The following is a 17262-nucleotide window of genomic DNA, read 5'->3' as shown; positions in this document are numbered from 1 at the left end:
TGAGTGGAGTAAAATAACTATAATCAGGATGAGATATTCAGCAAATAAACGAATAAAAAACCGGGCATTACGCCCGGTCTGTTTTTATTTCTGCGCGTCTTTTTTCCTGCCGAGTGTCGGCGTTTCGTCGAAGAAGTTCCACGGTTTGAGCAGGGTATGCACCCATTCCGTTGGCATGATTGGCCATTCTTCGGCGCGCGCGACGTGGGTTGTGCCGGTGGTCATCCAGACGACGTCATCCTGATCGTTTAGCGACTCGTTATCTTTGCTGTATTTGCCAAGCCCCGTATCGTGGGTTGAGCGGTTTGGGAATTTGCCCTCCGGGTACATCTCATCCGGATGGTAACGCGTGACCCACAGCTGTTTATCCATAAAGCTCAGGCGGTGATAGATCCACTCGTCCGGGGCGAACTTCGCGCCGGTCGCCACCGGGTGCGTCCCCCCGGCGTAAGGGATTATCTGATACGAAATTGGGTTCCCCATGCGGTTCTCTTTGCTGGTGTTGCTCAGCAGACGAATGGTGCCCGGGTCAAATTTCTGCGCCGCCTGCTGCTCGGTATCAATAGCGTACTGATTGATCTGCATGGTGCTGGTTCGCGGGCCGCCAGCGGTGTTCGGTTTCACCTGTGGATCCATTGCCACCAGCGTGTTGTTGATGCCATCCACATCCATATCGAGACGGAAGTTATAGATGTGCTGGTGGGTGGTCCCGACGATGTTGTGATCAATTAATGTGCCGTATCGGGTATCGTCTTTGGCAGTAGGGTCATGCATCGTTTTCGCCTGTACGCCTTTCACCGCCTCAATCCCCGTTGCACCGGCATCAATCCCGATGGTGCCATTTTCGTGGAATACCCAGTCGAAAATATAGTCGTAGTTGCCAACGGTGCTCACCCAGCGAACCACCAGCTCGCGCCGCTCGGTACTGACGTTAGGCTGACCCATCTCCTGGTGTTTATATTCCGGTCCTGCGTAGCGTTCAAAAATGGCGATGGCGCGGGGGATCTCCATCGGCGCACCGGTATAATCGGCAATGGTTTCATTGATCATCACGGCGTTGGACGGCACGTCTTTGCCGCGCACCAGCGGAGAGGTCAGGGTGCCCATGCCGTAATCGCCGGAATCCAGATAGGCTTTGAAGTACCAGCCCACGTCAGGGTCACCGTAAGGGACGATCATCCCGCCCAGGGAGCCCTGATACATAATCTGGCGTTTTTTGCCGTTATCATTGTAGGTGACGGTCGAAATCATTGGGCCCACGCGGGAATCCAGACTGAGATGGAAATCCCAGTTCTGCCAGTGAATCATATCGCCGGTGATGGTGTAGTTTTTGCCTTCCGGCTCAATGATGTCGAGCGGCTTTTTCGGCGTGTTGATGCGATCACGTCCATCATACGGACGCGGCGTCATCGGCACCGGCACAACGGCACCTTCTTCAATCTTCTGGATCTTCTTCTGCTCAAGGTCGACCACTGCCACCAGGTTCTCAATCGGGTGCGCCCAGTAGTTGCCGTCGCCCACGTCCAGATAACTCACCACTTTCAGCAGCCGGTCTTCCTGTTTCAGGCCATCTTTGCCGTCGAAATAGCCGACGGTCAGTGGCGTGGTGATCACTTTCTTCGTATCGGTAATGCCGCGCTTTATCAAAACCTCGGCAAACTCTGCACTCTCGTTGATGATCTGCTGAACGGTCGCAAAATCATCCAGCAGCACCATGCCGTGGGCATCTTTAACGGCGTCCCAGCGCAGGATCTTTTTATCCTTCAGGTCCACCAGACTTTCAATAACGTGTTTCCCGTCCAGCATGGTGATGTTCGCCTGGCGGGGAGAGTCCACCGCCGTGCCGTTGAGCACAAAGTCCCACACTTTGGCTTTCTCGGGTTCGGCCAGGGCTATCTGGGTGAAGCGGGTGTTCGGTTTAAAATCCGCAGAGCCTTTCACAATCTCCACGGCTTGCTTAATTTCGTCAGCCGTTAGCGCGTTTAGCGGGTGAGGGCGTTTTTCAACCTGGAAGGTCTGGTCGAGACCCGACTGGAAAACGTCGTTGATGAAGGTCTCGGAGATGAACGCTTTTTTGCCTTTCATGACCACCGGCACCTGCAACGTGAGGGTTTTGCCGTTAACAATAGCGGTTTTCGCGCCGGGCTTGACCTTCACATATGCCCCGTCCTTCGCAAGGGTAAACATCTGTGCGTAATCATCCCACTGCACATCGGCGCCAAACGCCTGCAGCGTTTTGTCCATCGGAACCATATGCGCCTCACTGCCGTGTGCGAAAACAGGTGATTGCCAGGCGCAACACAGCGCAACGGCCATAGCCAGTGCCGTTCTACGGGCAGAAAAAGAAGAATTGCTTCCCATCGTAGACCTCATCTTGTTGTGTTTATTGTGTTGTGACAGCCTTATCCTGACAGGCGCCCGAGAAAAGCGTTTGCCTGCATCTGCCAGGTTATTTGTTGGTCTTGCCAGGTTAAAAAAAGACCGGGGCAATATCACACCCCGGTCAATGTGCAAGAGAGGAACGTGTCAGAAGTCGCCGTGCTGGCGCGCCACCAGCGTCAGGATGGAGTAGAGTGCGACCGCCTGCTGGTGCTGGTTAAAGATCTCAACGGCCCATTCGACCACGCCGGTCGGCTTCTCATCGGCGGTCCGTTGTTTCTTCAGCGTTTTACGTTTACAGGTGAGGCGCACCTGAATGGTATCGCCCGGCTTAACCGGTTCGATAAAGCGCAGGTTTTCCATGCCGTAGTTGGCAATCACCGGCCCAACGCCGGCATCAACAAACAGACCCGCCGCGGCAGAGATCAGGAAGTAACCGTGCACCACCCGTTCGCCAAAGATGGATTCTGCCGCGCCGATTTTGTCCATATGGGCGTAGAAGTGATCGCCGCTCAGGCAGGCAAAGTTAACGATATCGGCTTCCGTCAGGGTGCGGCGCGGGGTCAGCAGGCTGTCGCCCGGCTGCAGTTCTTCAAAGTATTTCCGGAACGGATGAACGCGATCTTCATGAACCGCGGCGCCCCGTACCCACTGTTTGCCGATGGCGGCAAGCATGGTCGGGCTGCCCTGAATGGCGGTGCGCTGCAGATAGTGCTTCACCGCACGCAGTCCTCCCAGCTCTTCACCGCCACCTGCGCGGCCAGGACCGCCGTGCACCAGCTGCGGCAGCGGAGATCCATGTCCGGTGGACTCCCTGGCGGATTCGGCGTTAAGGATCTGAATTCGTCCGTGCGCCCGCGCCGCGCCGGCAATAAACTGGCGGGCGATAGCCGGGTCGGCGGTGACCAGCGTACCGGCCAGACTCCCGCCACCCGCCCGTGCCAGCTGCATCGCGTGGTCTGAATTGCGGGAGGGCATCAGCGTGGCGACCGGCCCGAAGGCTTCGGTGTAATGCACGGCGGGGGTTTCATCTGGCTGTGGGCAGAAAAGCAGCGTCGGCGGGAAGAATGCCCCCGCAGCCTGCAGATCGGTTTTTCCGCCGAGTCTGACCTGGCAACCCGCCGCAATCAACAGATCGACTTTCTCCTGCACGTCCGCGCGTTGCTCGCCGTTCACCAGCGCACCCATCTTCACCCCGTCCTCTGCCGGGTCGCCGACGACCACGTTTTGCAGCCGCGCGATCAGCGCCTGGCTGACGGCATCCATCCGATCCTGAGGCACAATTATACGGCGGATGGCGGTACATTTTTGCCCTGCCTTGGCGGTCATTTCGCGTACCACTTCGCGAATAAACAGTGCGAATTCTGGCTGTTCCGGCGTCACATCCTCCCCCAGAACGCAGCAGTTGAGGGAGTCGGCTTCCATGGTAAAGGGAATGGAGTTCGCCACGATATTCGGGTGAATGCGCAGGCTCTGGCCGGTGCTGGCGGAGCCGGTAAAGGTCACCACATCCTGGCTGTCGAGATGATTCAGCAGATCGCCCGCGCCGCCGCAGACAAGGCTGATAGCACCGTCCGGCACCAGACCACTCTCCACAATCGCTTTCACCATCGCCTGCGCGACCTGCGCGGTGGCGGTGGCGGGTTTGATAATGGCAGGCATCCCCGCAAGCCAGGTGGGCGCCAGTTTTTCCAGCATTCCCCAGCACGGGAAATTAAAGGCGTTGATATGGACCGCCACGCCCGATTTTGACGTCAGTACGTGACGCGCAGCAAAGCCGCCTTCCTTCGACAACGGGATCAGCTCATCTTCCGGCCAGAGTGTGTCATCAGGCAGCTCGCGGCTCCCCAGGCTGGCATAGGTGAACAGCGTCCCGATCCCACCCTCAATATCCACCCAGCTGTCCGCTCGGGTCGCCCCGGTCTGGGCAGACAGGGCATAGAACGTCTCTTTCTCACTAAGCAGATGTTTCGCCACCGCCTTCAGCATGGCGGCCCGGTCGATAAAGGTCATGGCGCGCAGGGCTTCGCCGCCACGCGCGATCGCATAGCGACGTGCATCCGCCATGTCCAGCCCTTCGCTGGTCACGGACCACAGCGCTTCGCCACTGATGGCGTGATGGATAGTACGTTCGCGGCCCCGGCCAGACTGCCAGGCACCGGACAAGAAGCTGGCTAACTGCTGCATCGCTTATCTCCAAGTGTTACGTGATTTCACTATCAATAGTTTAATCATGAATCATAAAAAGCAAGCTAAGTTTTAATGAATTGTTAATATTGTGATCCAGCATAATGAAGCAGAGGGCCGTAAGCCCCGTCGTGCAGGCCTTGTGCAAAAAGCCTTGCGAGCACCATCACAAAATGGGGAAACATTTCTTGGGGTTATATTTAACCTTTGTGTAACTTTTAAGAAATGAAGTGATTCAGTATTTCACTTTAAGTGGTAAATAATCGAATCATAAAGGTGATGACGTGACGCAAGAACAACGCTTTGAGCAGCGCATAGCGCAGGAGACGGCGATTGAGCCTCAGGACTGGATGCCTGATGCCTATCGTAAGACGTTGATCCGCCAGATTGGTCAGCACGCGCACTCCGAAATTGTCGGCATGCTGCCGGAAGGAAACTGGATCACCCGCGCGCCGACGCTGCGCCGCAAAGCGATCCTGCTGGCGAAAGTGCAGGACGAAGCCGGGCACGGTTTGTACCTCTACAGCGCGGCCGAGACGCTGGGCTGCGCGCGGGAAGACATCTACCAGAAGATGCTCGACGGCAAGATGAAATACTCCTCCATCTTCAACTACCCGACCCTGAGCTGGGCGGATATCGGGGTGATCGGCTGGCTGGTGGACGGTGCGGCGATCGTCAACCAGGTGGCGCTGTGCCGTACCTCATATGGCCCCTATGCCCGCGCGATGGTGAAAATCTGTAAAGAAGAGAGTTTCCACCAGCGTCAGGGCTTTGAAGCCTGTATGGCGCTTGCGCAGGGGAGTGACGCCCAGCGCCAGATGCTGCAGGACGCCATTAACCGCTTCTGGTGGCCGGCTCTGATGATGTTCGGCCCAAACGATGACAACTCGCCGAACAGCGCCCGCAGCCTCGCCTGGAAAATCAAACGCTTCGGCAATGACGAACTTCGCCAGCGTTTTGTCGACAACACGGTTCCGCAGGTAGAAATGCTGGGCATGACGGTCCCGGATCCTGACCTGCGTTTTGACGAAGAGAGCGGTCACTACCGCTTTGGCGAGATTGACTGGCACGAGTTTGATGAGGTCATTAACGGGCGCGGTATCTGTAACCACGAACGTCTGGCTGCCAAACGTAAAGCCTGGGAAGACGGGGCGTGGGTGCGTGAAGCCGCACTGGCGCACGCGGAAAAACAACACGCCCGCAAAGTGGCTTAAGAGGAAACACGATGAGCAATGTCTACTGGCCGCTGTACGAAGTGTTCGTACGCAGCAAACAAGGGTTGTCCCACCGTCATGTGGGAAGTCTTCATGCCGCCGACGATCGCATGGCGCTGGAAAATGCGCGTGATGCCTATACCCGTCGCAGTGAAGGCTGCTCTATCTGGGTGGTGAAGGCGAGCGAGATTATCGCCTCTCAACCGGAAGAGAGCGGCGAGTTCTTCGACCCGGCGGAAAGTAAGGTTTACCGCCATCCTACGTTTTACACCATCCCTGATGGCATCGAGCACATGTGAGGTCAGGGATGAAAACATTATCCGCATATGCCCTGCGTCTGGGCGACAACGGTCTGGTGCTCTCCCAGCGTCTGGGCGCCTGGTGTGGTCACGCGCCGGAGCTGGAAATCGATCTCGCGCTCGCCAACATCGGCCTCGACTTGCTGGGGCAGGCGCGCAATTTCCTGACCTATGCCGCAGAGCTGGAAGGTCAGGGCGATGAAGACACCCTGGCGTTTGGGCGTGATGAACGCCAGTTTCACAACGTGTTGCTGGTGGAACAGCCTAACGGCAGTTTCGCCGACACGCTCGCGCGCCAGTACTTTATGGATGCCTGGAACGTAGCGCTGTATGAACGCCTGACCCACAGCAGCGACAGCCAGCTTGCCGCCATCGCCGCGAAAGCCATTAAAGAGGCGCGCTATCACCTGCGCTTCAGTCGTGGCTGGCTGGTGCGTCTGGGTGACGGAACGGAAACATCTTCACAGCGTATGCAGCAGGCGGTTGACACCCTTTGGCGGTTTACGGCCGAGCTGTTTGAAGCCGATGACGTCGAGCTGGCGTTGATTGCCTCCGGCGTCGCGGTTGATCCGCGCGAGCTTCGTCAGCCATGGGAGCAGGAAGTGTTTTCCGGTTTGCAGGAGGCCACCCTGAGCGTGCCGTCGGAAGTGGCGTATCGCACGGGGGGCAAGCGCGGGCTGCATACCGAACATCTCGGCCCAATGCTCGCAGAAATGCAGTATCTCCAGCGTGCCCATCCGGGTCAGCAGTGGTAAGTACGGAGGTGAAGATGCAGCGTTTTGCCGGGATTGCACCCGCGGAGATCCCTCAAATCTGGTCGCTGTTAAGCCAGATCCCGGACCCGGAAGTGCCGGTGTTAACCATCACCGATTTAGGCATGGTGCGTAGCGTATCGCCGCAGGGCGAAGGCTGGGTCATTGGCTTTACGCCAACCTATTCAGGCTGCCCGGCGACGGAACATTTGCTTGGCGCGATTCGCGAGGCGATGACCGCACACGGCTTTACGCCAGTGCATATTGTGCTGCAGCTCGAACCGGCCTGGACCACCGACTGGATGACGGCGGATGCGCGTGAACGCCTGCGCGCATATGGCATCAGCCCACCGGTGGGCCACAGCTGCCACGCGCATGCCCCGGCCGAGGTAAGTTGCCCACGCTGTGCCAGCACACATACCTCGCTTATCAGTGAATTTGGTTCGACGGCCTGCAAAGCGCTTTATCGCTGCAACGACTGCCGTGAGCCTTTCGACTATTTCAAATGTATTTGAGGTTGCCATGACAACGTTTCATTCATTAACAGTGGCAAAAGTGGAACCCGAAACCCGCGATGCGGTGACCATCACTTTCGCGGTACCCCAGGCGTTGCAGGACGCCTATCGCTTCCGTCCCGGACAACACCTGACCCTGAAAGCGAAGCTGGGTGAGGATGAGCTGCGTCGCTGCTACTCCATCTGCCGCAGTACCGCGCCGGGTGAGATCAGCGTAGCGGTGAAAGCCATCGAGGGCGGACGTTTTTCCCGCTATGCCCGGGATGAGATCAAACAGGGCATGGTGCTGGAGGTCATGGTGCCGCAGGGCCAGTTTGGTTACCAGCCGCGCGCCGACCGGGAAGGGCACTATCTGACCATTGCCGCGGGTTCAGGCATTACCCCAATGCTGGCCATCTTATCCGCCACGCTCGCCACCGAGCCGAACAGTCATTTCACCCTGATCTACGGCAACCGCAGCAGCCAGAGCATGATGTTTCGCGAGGCGCTTGCCGATCTGAAAGACAAATACCCGCAGCGTCTGCAGCTGGTCGCCATCTTCAGCCAGGAGGTGCTCGACAGCGATCTGCTGCATGGACGTATCGACGGTGAGAAGCTGCAGGCGCTGGCGAAAAGCCTGATCAACTTCCGCCAGTATGACGAAGCCTTTATTTGTGGCCCGTCCGCCATGATGGACGACGCGGAAGCGGCGCTGAAAGCGCTGGGGATGCCAGAGAAATCGATTCACCTTGAGCGTTTTAATACGCCAGGCTCGACCGGCAAACGCACGGTCAGCGTGCAGGCTGAAGGGCAGAAAGTCACCGTGCGTCAGGACGGTCGCGACCGGGAAATTACCCTCACGGCAAACGATGAAAGCATTCTTGATGCCGCCCTGCGTCAGGGCGCCGACCTGCCGTATGCCTGCAAGGGCGGCGTATGCGCGACCTGCAAATGCAAAGTGCTGCGTGGCAAAGTTGATATGGCGACGAACTACAGCCTTGAGCCGGACGAACTGGCGGCCGGGTATGTGCTGAGCTGTCAGTCGCTGCCGTTAACCGCTGACGTGATCGTCGATTTCGACTCCAGGGGGATGGCATGAGCGAACTGATGGTCACCCGTCATGGTCGTGTCCTGCAGCTGACGCTTAACCGTCCGGCGGCACGCAACGCGCTGAATAACGCCCTGTTAGAGCAGATTGCTGACGCGCTTGACGCCGCTGCGGCCGATCGCGATCTCTCCGTTTGCGTGATTTACGGCAACGCACGCTGCTTTGCTGCCGGCGCAGATCTCAACGAAATGGCGGAGAAAGACCTGCCTGCCACCCTGAACGATATCCGTCCCCAGCTGTGGGCCCGGATCAACGCCTTCAATAAACCCCTGATTGCCGCCGTCAACGGCTTCGCGCTGGGTGCGGGCTGCGAGCTTGCGCTGCTGTGCGACGTGGTGATTGCCGGGGATAACGCCCGTTTTGGTCTGCCGGAAATTACGCTCGGGATCATGCCCGGGGCGGGCGGTACGCAGCGCCTGATTCGTAGCGTGGGCAAATCGCTGGCCAGCAAAATGGTGCTGACCGGGGAGAGCATTACCGCGCAGCAGGCGCAGCGCGCCGGGCTGGTCAGCGATGTGTTCCCGGCTTCATTGACGCTGGAATATGCCCTGAAACAGGCGGCGCTGATGGCACGACACTCACCGCTGGCGCTCCAGGCGGCGAAGCAGGCACTGCGCCAGTCTCAGGAGGTTTCCCTGCAGGCCGGACTGGTCCAGGAGCGACAGCTGTTTACGCTGCTTTCAGCGACCGAAGACCGGCGAGAAGGCATCGACGCATTCTTACAGAAACGTACCCCCGACTTTAAAGGACGCTAATCGTGGAATTTATTCTCAGTCATGTAGAACAAGGCGTGATGACCCTGACGCTGAACCGTCCGGAGCGTCTGAACAGCTTTAACGACGTGATGCATCAGCAACTCGCTGAGTGCCTGAAGCAGGCCGAGCGCGATGACACCATCCGCTGTCTGCTTATTACCGGGGCGGGGCGCGGCTTCTGCGCGGGTCAGGATCTTAATGACCGCAACGTCGACCCTAACGGTCCGGCGCCGGATCTGGGAATGTCCGTGGAGACGTTCTACAACCCGCTGGTTCGCCGTCTTGCGACGTTGCCGAAACCGGTGATTTGCGCGGTCAACGGCGTGGCCGCCGGGGCCGGGGCCACGCTGGCACTGGGGTGTGACATGGTCATTGCCGCCCGTTCTGCCACCTTTGTGATGGCCTTCAGCAAGCTCGGATTAGTGCCGGACTGCGGGGGAACATGGTTCCTGCCGCGCGTCGCCGGGCGCGCCCGCGCAATGGGGCTGGCGTTGCTCGGAGACAAACTCAGCGCCGAACAGGCACACGCCTGGGGGATGATCTGGCAGGTGGTGGATGACGAACACCTCTCCGCCACGGCCCAGCAGATGGCGCTGCACTTTGCTTCTCAGCCCACCTTTGGTCTGGGGCTGATTAAGCAGGCGATTAACGCGGCAGAGACCAACACCCTCGACGCCCAGCTTGACCTGGAGCGCGATTATCAACGTCTGGCCGGTCGCAGCGACGACTACCGGGAAGGGGTCAGTGCCTTCCTTGCCAAACGCGCACCGACATTCACGGGGAAATAAGATGGCGATCACGGTTCGTACTGTCGCCGTCATTGGAAGCGGCACGATGGGCGCGGGAATTGCGGAAGTCGCAGCGAGTCATGGGCATCAGGTTCTGATGTATGACATTGCTTCAGACGCGATTTCACGCGCGATTGACGGGATCCGCCAGCGTCTCGCCTCCCGGGTGACTCGCGGAAAACTTTCCGCCGATGCTGGCAGCCAGATTCTTGCCAGGCTGTTGCCGGTAACGGATATCGAAGCGCTCGCCGCGGCAGATCTGGTGATTGAAGCCGCGTCTGAGCGTATCGACGTCAAAAAAGCGCTGTTTGCGCAACTGGCTCAGATTTGCCCGCCGCAGACCTTGCTGACCAGCAATACCTCCTCCATTTCTGTTACGGCGATTGCGGCGGATGTTCACCATCCGGAGCGCGTCGCGGGGCTGCATTTCTTTAATCCTGCACCGGTCATGAAGCTGGTCGAGGTGGTGAGCGGGCTGGCGACATCGCCCGAAGTGGCCGATGCGCTGTGCGAGCTGGCGCTGAACTGGGGGAAACAGCCCGTCCGCTGCCAGTCAACGCCAGGGTTCATCGTCAACCGCGTTGCGCGTCCGTTCTATTCTGAAGCCTGGCGCGCCCTGGAAGAGCAGGTCGCCGCGCCAGAAGTGATTGATGCCGCCCTGCGCGACGGCGGTGGTTTCCCGATGGGACCGCTGGAGCTGACCGACATGATTGGTCAGGACGTCAACTTTGCGGTGACCTGTTCCGTGTTCAATGCCTTCTGGCAGGAACGTCGTTTCCTGCCGTCGCTGGTGCAGCAGGAACTGGTGCTGGCGGGGCGACTGGGCAAAAAAAGCGGGAAGGGCGTTTACGACTGGCACGGTGAGAAACCGGCTGTGCCGTGGCTTGACGCAGTAAACGACAGCTTTACCCCCATGCGCGTGCAGCGAAGAGGTGACAGTGTCACGGAAATAGATGAGCTCCTGTTGATTGAAACCCAGGGGGAGACCGCTCAGGCGCTGGCCCGGCGTTTTCACTGTCCGGTCGTGGTGATTGACCGCATTGAACGCGACGTGGCGGTGATCGCAGCCGCATCGGATAACCCGCATACCGCCACGCAAAAAACCGTCTGGTACCTGCAGCAGCAGGGACACCGGGTACTGCACATTGCCGATTACCCCGGCCTGCTGGTCTGGCGGACGGTGGCGATGATCGCCAACGAAGCGCTGGATGCGCTGCAAAAAGGGGTGGCCAGCGAGAAGGATATCGACACCGCCATGCGCCTCGGCGTGAATTACCCGAACGGGCCCATTGCCTGGGGTGAGCGTCTGGGCTGGCAACGGCTGTTAACGCTGCTGGAAAATTTGCAACGCCATTACGGCGAAGAACGCTATCGCCCTTGTTCACTGCTGCGCCAGCGTGCGCTTCTGGAGAGTAGCTATGAGTCATAACGCCTGGCATAACGCCCGTACCATGTATGAACAGGACGCCTGCGCCCAGGCGCTGGGGATCGACATCATCGACATGGACGATGGCTACGCGGTAGTGACGATGACCATCACCCCGCAGATGCTCAACGGCCACAAAACCTGCCACGGAGGACAGCTGTTTTCACTGGCCGATACCGCTTTTGCCTACGCCTGCAACAGCCAGGGGCTGGCGGCAGTGGCGTCAGGCTGTTCAATCGATTTTCTGCGCCCGGGGTTTGCCGGCGACACGCTGACCGCCACCGCGCGGGTTAAGCATCAGGGCAAACTGACCGGCGTGTATGACATTGAAATTCAGAACCAACAACAGAAAACCGTTGCCCTGTTTCGCGGAAAATCTCACCGCATCGGCGGCAGTGTGACAGGAGAAGCCTGATGCGTGACGCTTTTATTTGTGATGGCGTTCGAACCCCGGTGGGGCGCTATGGCGGGGCGCTGGCCAGCGTTCGCGCCGACGATCTCGGCGCGGTGCCGCTGCGTGCGCTGCTGGCCCGTTATCCGCAGCTCGACCTCGAGCGGATTGATGATGTGATCTTCGGCTGCGCCAACCAGGCGGGGGAAGATAACCGCAACGTGGCGCGTATGTCGCTGCTGCTGGCCGGACTGCCTCAGACGGTCTCCGGCACCACGCTGAACCGCCTGTGCGGTTCGGGTCTGGACGCGATTGGCTTTGCCGCGCGGGCAATCAGGGCGGGTGATGGCGACATGCTGCTTGCAGGCGGCGTCGAGTCAATGTCCCGGGCGCCGTTTGTAATGGGTAAAGCCACGGCGGCGTTCCAGCGTCAGGCGGAGATTTTCGACACCACCCTCGGCTGGCGATTTGTGAATCCGCTCATGCATCAGCAATTCGGAACTGACAGCATGCCGGAAACGGCAGAGAATGTAGCTGAATTGTTAAATATCAGCCGGGCCGATCAGGATGCTTTCGCGCTGCGTAGCCAGCAGCGTACTGCTCAGGCGCAGCAGAACGGCATTCTGGCGCAGGAGATTGTGCCGGTGCAGGTGCCCGGCAAAAAAGGAACGGTTACGGAAGTTTCGGTAGATGAGCATCCCCGTTCTGATACCACGCTTGAACAACTTGCCGCGCTGAAAACACCGTTTCGCAAGAACGGTGTCGTGACGGCGGGTAACGCCTCCGGTGTAAACGATGGCGCTGCGGCGTTGATTATCGCCAGCGAGTCGATGGCGCACGCGCAAGGGCTTGTCCCGCGCACGCGGATCGTGGCGATGGCTACCGCTGGCGTGGAGCCACGTCTGATGGGCTTAGGACCGGTGCCAGCCACCCGCAAAGTGCTGGAACGTGCCGGGCTCAGCATCAACGATATGGACGTGATTGAGCTTAACGAAGCTTTCGCTTCTCAGGCGCTGGGCGTGTTACGTCAGCTGGGATTGCCGGATGACGCTGAACACGTTAACCCGAACGGAGGGGCCATTGCGTTGGGCCACCCGCTGGGCATGAGCGGTGCCAGACTGGCGCTGGCCGCGAGCAATGAATTGCATCGACGCAACGGGCGCTATGCGCTGTGTACGATGTGCATCGGTGTGGGTCAGGGCATTGCCATGATCCTTGAGCGTGTTTGAGCGAATAACAGTGTGAGTACCCTACAATGACAAATACAACAAAGCTTGATCCGATCGAAACGGCCTCCATTGACGAATTACAGGCGCTGCAAACCGAGCGTTTGAAATGGACGCTGCATCACGCCTATAACAACGTTCCGATGTACAAACGCAAGTTTGACGCCGCGGGCGTTCACCCTGACGATTTTAAAACGCTGGAAGACATCCGTAAGTTCCCGTGCACCACCAAGCAGGACCTGCGTGATAACTATCCGTTCGATACCTTTGCCGTGCCGATGGAGCAGGTGGTGCGTATTCATGCTTCTTCCGGCACCACCGGAAAGCCAACCGTCGTCGGTTATACCCAACATGACATCGACAACTGGGCTAACCTGGTGGCCCGTTCTCTGCGCGCCGCGGGCGGCAGTGCGAAAGACAAAATTCATGTGGCCTATGGATATGGCCTGTTTACCGGAGGGCTGGGCGCGCACTATGGCGCAGAGCGTTTAGGGGCGACTGTTATCCCGATGTCCGGCGGCCAGACGGAGAAACAGGCGCAACTGATCCGCGATTTCCAGCCGGACATGATCATGGTGACGCCATCCTACTGCCTCAATCTGATCGAAGAGCTGGAGCGCCAGATGGGAGGCGATGCCAGCGCCTGCTCCCTGCGTGTGGGGGTGTTTGGCGCAGAGCCGTGGACGCAGGCCATGCGCCGCGAAATCGAGAAACGTCTGGGGATCACCGCGCTGGATATCTATGGGCTTTCCGAGGTCATGGGGCCAGGCGTGGCGATGGAGTGTATCGAAACCGCCGACGGTCCGACCATCTGGGAAGATCATTTCTATCCGGAGATCGTTAACCCGAACGACGGCACGCCGCTTAATGATGGCGAGCAGGGCGAACTGCTGTTTACCACGCTGACCAAGGAGGCGCTGCCGGTGATCCGTTATCGCACCCGCGACCTGACGCGCCTGCTTCCTGGGACCGCCCGCACCATGCGTCGTATGGACAGGATCAGCGGTCGCAGTGACGATATGCTCATCATCCGCGGCGTCAACGTCTTCCCGTCCCAGCTGGAAGAGGAGATCGTGAAGTTCGAACACCTCTCCCCGCACTACCAGCTGGAGGTCAACCGCCGCGGTCATCTTGATTCACTTTCCGTGAAGGTGGAGCTCAAAGAGAGCAGTCTGACCCTGACCCACGAGCAGCGCTGCCAGGTGTGCCATCAGCTGCGCCATCGGATTAAATCGATGGTCGGGATCTCCACCGACGTGATGATTGTCAACTGCGGCAGTATCCCGCGCTCAGAGGGCAAAGCCTGTCGGGTGTTTGATTTGCGTAAAGTTGCGGCTAACGGTTGAGTTTCCCTCACCCCTCATCCTAACCTTCTCCACAGAGGGGGGAAGGGACGTTGTCTCCCTCTCCCTTTGGGAGAGGGCCGGGGTGAGGGGAATATGCTATGATTCATCCAGACCAAAAATAACAACAGAATGAATCACATGAATAAACTCGATGCCTTTATCCAGCACGCGGTTAGCTCGGTTCCCGTTAGCGGAACGTCGCTTATCTCCTCATTATACGGTGACGCGCTTTCACATCGCGGCGGCGAGATTTGGCTTGGTAGCCTCGCCGCCTTACTGGAAGGCATGGGGTTTGGCGAGCGCTTTGTGCGCACTGCGCTGTTTCGTCTTAACAAAGAGGGCTGGCTGGATGTGTCGCGTATCGGACGACGCAGCTTTTACCGGCTGAGCGACAAGGGGCTGCGTTTGACCCGTCGCGCGGAGAGTAAAATCTACCGTGCAGAACTCCCGGCATGGGACGGCAAGTGGCTGTTGCTGCTCTCGGAAGGTCTGGATAAAACCACCCTTGCTGACGTCAAGAAGCAGCTGATCTGGCAGGGTTTTGGCACCCTGGCTCCCAGCCTGATGGCCTCCCCGTCGCAGCATCTGGCGGATGTGCAGTCGCTTTTACACGACGCAGGCGTGGCGGAAAACGTCATCTTCTTCGAGGCCCATTCGCCGCTGGCGCTGTCCCGCGCGGCGCTGCGTGCCCGGGTCGAGGAGTGCTGGCAGTTGACCGAACAGAACGCGATGTACGAGACGTTTATCCACTCGTTCCGTCCTCTTCTGCCGCTGCTGAAAGAGGCCGCGCCGGACGAATTAACGCCGGAACGCTGCTTCCAGATCCAGCTGTTGCTGATCCATTTTTACCGTCGCGTGGTGCTGAAAGACCCGCTGTTGCCGGAGGAGTTATTGCCTGCACACTGGGCCGGACAAAGTGCGCGACAGCTGTGCATTAATATTTATCAGCGTGTGGCACCGGGGGCGCTGGCGTTTGTCAGCGAGAAAGGTGAAACCTCCGTCGGCGAACTGCCTGTGCCCGGCACGCTCTACTATCAACGCTTTGGTGGTCTTACTATCGTATAAGGAGTGGAGATGCCCGTTTATCAAATTGACGGTCTGACGCCGGTGGTGCCTGATGAGAGCTACGTTCACCCGACGGCGGTGCTCATCGGCGACGTGATCCTGGGCAAAGGCGTGTATGTTGGCCCGAATGCCAGCCTGCGCGGCGATTTTGGCCGGATTGTGGTGAAAGACGGCGCGAACATTCAGGATAACTGCGTCATGCACGGTTTCCCGGAGCAGGACACGGTGGTGGAAGAGGACGGCCATATCGGCCACAGCGCGATTCTGCACGGCTGTATTATCCGCCGTAACGCCCTGGTAGGGATGAACGCAGTGGTCATGGACGGCGCGGTGATTGGCGAAAACAGCATTGTTGGCGCGGCGGCCTTTGTGAAAGCGAAAGCGGAGATGCCCGCCAACCATTTGATCATTGGCAGTCCGGCAAAAGCGATACGTGTGCTGAGCGAGCAGGAAATTGCCTGGAAGAAGCAGGGCACGCGTGAGTATCAGGTGCTGGTGGATCGCTGCAAGCTGACCCTGCATCAGGTCGAACCCCTGCGCGAAGTGGAGCCCGGTCGAAAACGTCTGGAGTTTGACGAGGATCTGCGACCAAAATCGGCGTCATGAAGGGGCGCGCACCTGCTGATGTCAAAGCAGCGCATCGAAAAAGGCCCCGTCAGGGGCCTGTGCATGTTTACGCTGGCCTGATGCGTTGCGCGAAATCAGAACCGGTATTGCAGACCGGCGGTAACGGTATAGTTTTTGTTGGAAATGCCCGCCGCATCACCGCCAATTGACCCGGATTCGCCCGTGTTAGTATCAATAATCTGCGTGCCGCCTTTGCCCTCTTTGTAACGGCTATACGCGAACTCGGCAAAGACTTTGGCGTGTGGCGTGACGTAATATCCTGCATCCACTGACGCACCATAATAGCGAGAGTCTGAGGTTTTCTCGCGGAAGGTCAGGTCGCGCATATAGTGCTCGTCGTTATCATGAGCGCGCACCCAGTCACTGAATTTAAACAGGCCATTAAATTCGAAATTATTAATACGATACTGCCCCACAAGCCCAATATAAGGCATTGAGAAGCGCTGGCTATAACCAATACCGCGTTCGCCCGCCGGGAAATTCCCCGTGTTGGTACCGTTATCATAATTATAAGAGCCACCGGTCGCCGTCCAGCTAAAACGGGTTTCCTGATAACCGGCAGTCACGCCCGCTTTATAGCTTTCGCCCTGCAATATCCAGCCTTTTACATTGAGATCGTATTCATTGGCATAATTGACGTTAGTTGCCGGATGCGTCGAATGATCTGTCCAGCTGGATTGTCTTTCGTTCATCCAGTCATAGTCATCCATATGACCCGACCCGGATGCCAGCGAGGTCCAGCCGCGTGCGTTCAGGGTCAGGAAAGGGTACGCATCCCAGGAAATATCGCCTTTCAGGATGGCGACGTTTTTAATTTTCCAGTCCAGCTGGCTGATTTTTCTGCCTGTGACGTCGTCATACACCATTTCATGGGATTTCCCGCTGAGCATTCCGCCCGAGGCTGAAACGGTGACGCTGTCAGGTGAGAAATTCGGCGTAAATTGCGTTTCCCCTGCGTATACTGCGCCTGAAAAGGCGGCCATCATTGTCAGTAAAAGCGTATTTCTTGTCATTTTTATGTCCCTAATTAAAATTTAATAAATACCTTGCAATTAAATTTTAAAAGCCACGCAAATAACAATCAACTGCCAGTTTTAGTCATTATTCGCATTTGCGCTGTATATTCCTTTCACAAGAAACGTCCCTGAGCGAGATAATATTGCCGTCCGGCCTCCGACAATTAGCGTGAATATCTTTAGCAGGAT

General features: G+C 58.1%; 16 protein-coding genes. 13 read left to right on the top strand and 3 right to left on the bottom strand.

The genetic code is table 11. The annotated features are described in order from the left end of the window. Window positions 1–84 precede the first annotated feature (84 nt). Together tynA and paaZ are read right to left on the bottom strand one after the other, a co-directional pair. Window positions 85–2361 carry a primary-amine oxidase gene (gene tynA, locus HV157_RS02625; RefSeq protein ID WP_182268545.1) on the bottom strand — a complete coding sequence of 759 codons (2277 nt, stop codon included), beginning with the start codon at window positions 2359–2361 and terminating at the stop codon, window positions 85–87. A 165-nt stretch (window positions 2362–2526) separates the two neighbouring features. After that, window positions 2527–4566 carry a phenylacetic acid degradation bifunctional protein PaaZ gene (gene paaZ / locus HV157_RS02620; RefSeq protein WP_063925002.1) on the bottom strand — a complete coding sequence of 680 codons (2040 nt, stop codon included), beginning with the start codon at window positions 4564–4566 and terminating at the stop codon, window positions 2527–2529. A 284-nt stretch (window positions 4567–4850) separates the two neighbouring features. Between paaZ and paaA the strand changes: the two genes are divergently transcribed. The 13 genes from paaA (at window position 4851) to paaY (ending at window position 16036) form a co-directional block, all read left to right on the top strand. Then, a complete protein-coding gene (gene paaA, locus HV157_RS02615) occupies window positions 4851–5780 on the top strand; it encodes a 1,2-phenylacetyl-CoA epoxidase subunit PaaA (RefSeq protein ID WP_014169925.1) in 930 nt (309 codons plus the stop codon). An 11-nt stretch (window positions 5781–5791) separates the two neighbouring features. Next, a complete protein-coding gene (gene paaB, locus HV157_RS02610; protein ID WP_006175064.1) occupies window positions 5792–6079 on the top strand; it encodes a 1,2-phenylacetyl-CoA epoxidase subunit PaaB in 288 nt (95 codons plus the stop codon). Window positions 6080–6087: 8 nt separating this feature from the next. Next, complete coding sequence (gene paaC, locus HV157_RS02605; RefSeq protein ID WP_025204284.1) at window positions 6088–6834, top strand: 1,2-phenylacetyl-CoA epoxidase subunit PaaC; 747 nt, start codon at window positions 6088–6090, stop codon at window positions 6832–6834. A 14-nt stretch (window positions 6835–6848) separates the two neighbouring features. Next, window positions 6849–7346, top strand: coding sequence for a 1,2-phenylacetyl-CoA epoxidase subunit PaaD (paaD, locus tag HV157_RS02600; RefSeq protein ID WP_025204283.1), 498 nt, complete (start codon window positions 6849–6851; stop codon window positions 7344–7346). Window positions 7347–7353: 7 nt separating this feature from the next. After that, window positions 7354–8424 (top strand): 1,2-phenylacetyl-CoA epoxidase subunit PaaE, encoded by a 1071-nt coding sequence (gene paaE, locus HV157_RS02595; RefSeq protein WP_182268546.1) that lies wholly within the window; start codon window positions 7354–7356, stop codon window positions 8422–8424. Continuing rightward, on the top strand, window positions 8421–9188 hold the full coding sequence (paaF, locus tag HV157_RS02590) for a 2,3-dehydroadipyl-CoA hydratase PaaF (RefSeq protein WP_014169929.1): 768 nt from the start codon (window positions 8421–8423) through the stop codon (window positions 9186–9188). Before paaE ends, paaF begins: the two co-directional genes overlap by 4 nt. Continuing rightward, on the top strand, window positions 9188–9976 hold the full coding sequence (paaG, locus tag HV157_RS02585; protein ID WP_025204280.1) for a 2-(1,2-epoxy-1,2-dihydrophenyl)acetyl-CoA isomerase PaaG: 789 nt from the start codon (window positions 9188–9190) through the stop codon (window positions 9974–9976). The genes paaF and paaG overlap by 1 nt, the downstream gene beginning before the upstream one ends. Before the next feature lies 1 nt (window position 9977). Then, window positions 9978–11405, top strand: a complete 1428-nt coding sequence (gene paaH / locus HV157_RS02580) for a 3-hydroxyacyl-CoA dehydrogenase PaaH (protein WP_182268547.1) — start codon at window positions 9978–9980, stop codon at window positions 11403–11405. Beyond that, window positions 11395–11817 carry a hydroxyphenylacetyl-CoA thioesterase PaaI gene (gene paaI, locus HV157_RS02575; protein ID WP_020884240.1) on the top strand — a complete coding sequence of 141 codons (423 nt, stop codon included), beginning with the start codon at window positions 11395–11397 and terminating at the stop codon, window positions 11815–11817. Before paaH ends, paaI begins: the two co-directional genes overlap by 11 nt. After that, on the top strand, window positions 11817–13022 hold the full coding sequence (gene pcaF, locus HV157_RS02570) for a 3-oxoadipyl-CoA thiolase (RefSeq protein ID WP_079231073.1): 1206 nt from the start codon (window positions 11817–11819) through the stop codon (window positions 13020–13022). Before paaI ends, pcaF begins: the two co-directional genes overlap by 1 nt. A gap of 26 nt (window positions 13023–13048) precedes the next feature. After that, window positions 13049–14365: a phenylacetate--CoA ligase PaaK gene (paaK, locus tag HV157_RS02565; RefSeq protein WP_014169934.1), complete on the top strand. Its 1317-nt coding sequence runs from the start codon at window positions 13049–13051 to the stop codon at window positions 14363–14365. A 129-nt stretch (window positions 14366–14494) separates the two neighbouring features. Next, a complete protein-coding gene (gene paaX, locus HV157_RS02560) occupies window positions 14495–15430 on the top strand; it encodes a phenylacetic acid degradation operon negative regulatory protein PaaX (protein WP_014169935.1) in 936 nt (311 codons plus the stop codon). A 9-nt stretch (window positions 15431–15439) separates the two neighbouring features. Next, window positions 15440–16036 (top strand): phenylacetic acid degradation protein PaaY, encoded by a 597-nt coding sequence (paaY, locus tag HV157_RS02555; RefSeq protein WP_020884237.1) that lies wholly within the window; start codon window positions 15440–15442, stop codon window positions 16034–16036. 95 nt (window positions 16037–16131) lie between these two features. Here the strand turns inward: paaY and HV157_RS02550 are convergent, their stop codons facing one another. Beyond that, a complete protein-coding gene (locus HV157_RS02550; protein ID WP_025204278.1) occupies window positions 16132–17070 on the bottom strand; it encodes an omptin family outer membrane protease in 939 nt (312 codons plus the stop codon). Window positions 17071–17262: the final 192 nt, after the last annotated feature.

This window comes from Enterobacter sp. RHBSTW-00318 (assembly GCF_014101375.1).
Classification (GTDB): domain Bacteria; phylum Pseudomonadota; class Gammaproteobacteria; order Enterobacterales; family Enterobacteriaceae; genus Enterobacter; species Enterobacter ludwigii.
The sequence above is the reverse complement of the archived record's forward strand: the minus strand, read 5'-3'. Positions and strand labels throughout refer to the sequence as shown.

Coding starts and splice junctions, on each gene's coding strand:
- paaZ (WP_063925002.1), bottom strand. CDS start 4,566: ATGCAGCAGTTAGCCAGCTTCTTGTCCGGTGCCTGGCAGTCTGGCCGG.
- paaD (WP_025204283.1), top strand. CDS start 6,849: ATGCAGCGTTTTGCCGGGATTGCACCCGCGGAGATCCCTCAAATCTGG.
- tynA (WP_182268545.1), bottom strand. CDS start 2,361: ATGGGAAGCAATTCTTCTTTTTCTGCCCGTAGAACGGCACTGGCTATG.
- paaK (WP_014169934.1), top strand. CDS start 13,049: ATGACAAATACAACAAAGCTTGATCCGATCGAAACGGCCTCCATTGAC.
- paaF (WP_014169929.1), top strand. CDS start 8,421: ATGAGCGAACTGATGGTCACCCGTCATGGTCGTGTCCTGCAGCTGACG.
- paaC (WP_025204284.1), top strand. CDS start 6,088: ATGAAAACATTATCCGCATATGCCCTGCGTCTGGGCGACAACGGTCTG.
- paaX (WP_014169935.1), top strand. CDS start 14,495: ATGAATCACATGAATAAACTCGATGCCTTTATCCAGCACGCGGTTAGC.
- paaB (WP_006175064.1), top strand. CDS start 5,792: ATGAGCAATGTCTACTGGCCGCTGTACGAAGTGTTCGTACGCAGCAAA.
- pcaF (WP_079231073.1), top strand. CDS start 11,817: ATGCGTGACGCTTTTATTTGTGATGGCGTTCGAACCCCGGTGGGGCGC.
- paaE (WP_182268546.1), top strand. CDS start 7,354: ATGACAACGTTTCATTCATTAACAGTGGCAAAAGTGGAACCCGAAACC.
- paaI (WP_020884240.1), top strand. CDS start 11,395: ATGAGTCATAACGCCTGGCATAACGCCCGTACCATGTATGAACAGGAC.
- paaY (WP_020884237.1), top strand. CDS start 15,440: ATGCCCGTTTATCAAATTGACGGTCTGACGCCGGTGGTGCCTGATGAG.
- HV157_RS02550 (WP_025204278.1), bottom strand. CDS start 17,070: ATGACAAGAAATACGCTTTTACTGACAATGATGGCCGCCTTTTCAGGC.
- paaH (WP_182268547.1), top strand. CDS start 9,978: ATGGCGATCACGGTTCGTACTGTCGCCGTCATTGGAAGCGGCACGATG.